The organism is Mesorhizobium sp. B1-1-5, from assembly GCF_006443065.1.
In the GTDB taxonomy this organism is placed as follows: domain Bacteria; phylum Pseudomonadota; class Alphaproteobacteria; order Rhizobiales; family Rhizobiaceae; genus Mesorhizobium.
Genome location: NZ_VFWS01000293.1, coordinates 1 through 1,745, shown reverse-complemented (window position 1 = coordinate 1,745; position 1,745 = coordinate 1). Strand labels below are relative to the sequence as shown.

Genomic DNA, 1,745 nt, shown 5'->3' with positions numbered 1-1,745 from the left:
AGCGAGCCATAGGTGAGCAGCGCGGGAAAGAAGGCGTGCTTGACTACTTCGGCGTAGGAAATGCCGACATATTCGGCGATGAGGAAGGCGGCCGCTCCCATCACGGGCGGCATGAGCTGCCCGTTGACGCCGGCCGCGCATTCGATCGCGCCGGCTTTGACCGGCGTGTAGCCGACGCGCTTCATCAGTGGAATGGTGAAGGTGCCGGTGGTGACGACATTGGCGATCGACGATCCGGAGATCATTCCCGTCAGGCCAGAGGCCACGACCCCGGCCTTGGCGGGGCCGCCGCGATACTTGCCGAGGATGGAGAAGGCAAGCAGGATGAAGTAGCCACCTGCCCCCGCTCGCTCCAACAATGTTCCAAACAGCACGAACATGAAAACAACGTTGGTCGAGACGCCGAGCGCTACGCCGAACACGCCCTCGGAGGTGAGCCACATCTGCGAGGCCGCGCGCGACAGAGTGGCACCCTTGTGAGCCAGCAGGCCGGGCATATAGGGCCCAACGAAGATGTAGATCAGCATCAGCCCGGCTATGACGGTGATTGCCGGGCCGACGGCGCGCCGGGCAGCTTCCATCAGGACGACAATTCCAACGATGGAGATGATGAGGTCCGCCGTCGTGGGAAGCCCGGGCCGCGTTGCAATCTCACTGTAGAATACGACGAGGTAGAGCGCTGCGGCGGCCCCAGCGACGGCCAGCACCCAGTCAGGCAGCGGAACACAATTGCGCGAGGAGCTTTTGAAGGCGGGAAACGTGACGAGCGCCAGAAAAAGTGCAAAGGCCAGATGGATGGACCGCGCGATCCCGTCGCTGACGACGCCAAAGCCAAGCACGTAAGGGATCGGCGAGGAGTACCAAAGCTGGAACAGCGACCAGGCGAGCGACACCGCCAGAACGAGATACGCGGCGAGACCCGTCGGCTTACGCCCACCAGTGTCGGCCTCCGCCACGATCTCATTCAGCTTGTCGAGGTCGACGTCTTCAGGCGCTTCCACCTGGCGGAACTGATCTGTCATCGCTCTCCTTCGGCCCCTACTCTTTCATATTGGCGTTTCGGCTTGCGGCCGGGCTGCCCTCCGAGGCAGCCTGGCCATGCCGAAGGTTCATAGCCAGCCTTTCTCCTTGTAGTAACGCTCGGCGCCCGGATGCAGCGGCGCCGAAAGGCCGGCCTTGACCATCTCCTTCGGATCCAGATTGGCGAAGGCCGGATGCAGCTTCTTGAAATCGTCGAAGTTCTCGAACACCGCCTTGACCATCTCGTAGACCACATCGTCGGGCGTCTTGGCGCTCGTCACCACGGTGGCGCGCACGCCGAACGTCGTCGTTGGATCGGGATTGTTGGCATACATGCCGCCGGGGATGGTCGCGACGGAATAATAGGGGTGTGCCTTGACCAGCGCGTCGACGGCCGGACCAGTCAGCGGAACGAGCTTGGCGCCGCACGCCGTGGTCGGATCCTGGATCGCGGCGGACGGATGCCCAACGCCGTAGAAGAAGCCGTCGATCTTGTTGTCGCAAAGCGCACTGCCCTGTTCGTCGGCCTTGAGCTCGGCGGCGAGCGAAAAGTCCTTCAGCGTCCAGCCCATCTGTTTCAGCAGCTCTTCCATCGAGGAGCGCGTGCCGGAGCCGGGATTGCCGACGTTGAAGCGCTTGCCCTTGAAGTCCTCGAAGACTTTCACGCCGGCATCCGGCCGTGCCAGAATGGTGAACGGTTCGGGATGGACCGAGAAGACCGCGCG

General features: G+C 62.9%; 2 protein-coding genes. Both read right to left on the bottom strand.

What is annotated here, in order from left to right:
- On the bottom strand, positions 1-1,022 hold a 1,022-nt coding region (locus tag FJ980_RS30580; RefSeq protein ID WP_140547309.1), incomplete at its 3' end, for a TRAP transporter fused permease subunit.
- An 87-nt stretch (positions 1,023-1,109) separates the two neighbouring features.
- The coding region (locus tag FJ980_RS30575) for a TAXI family TRAP transporter solute-binding subunit (RefSeq protein WP_140547308.1) at positions 1,110-1,745 on the bottom strand (636 nt) is incomplete at its 5' end.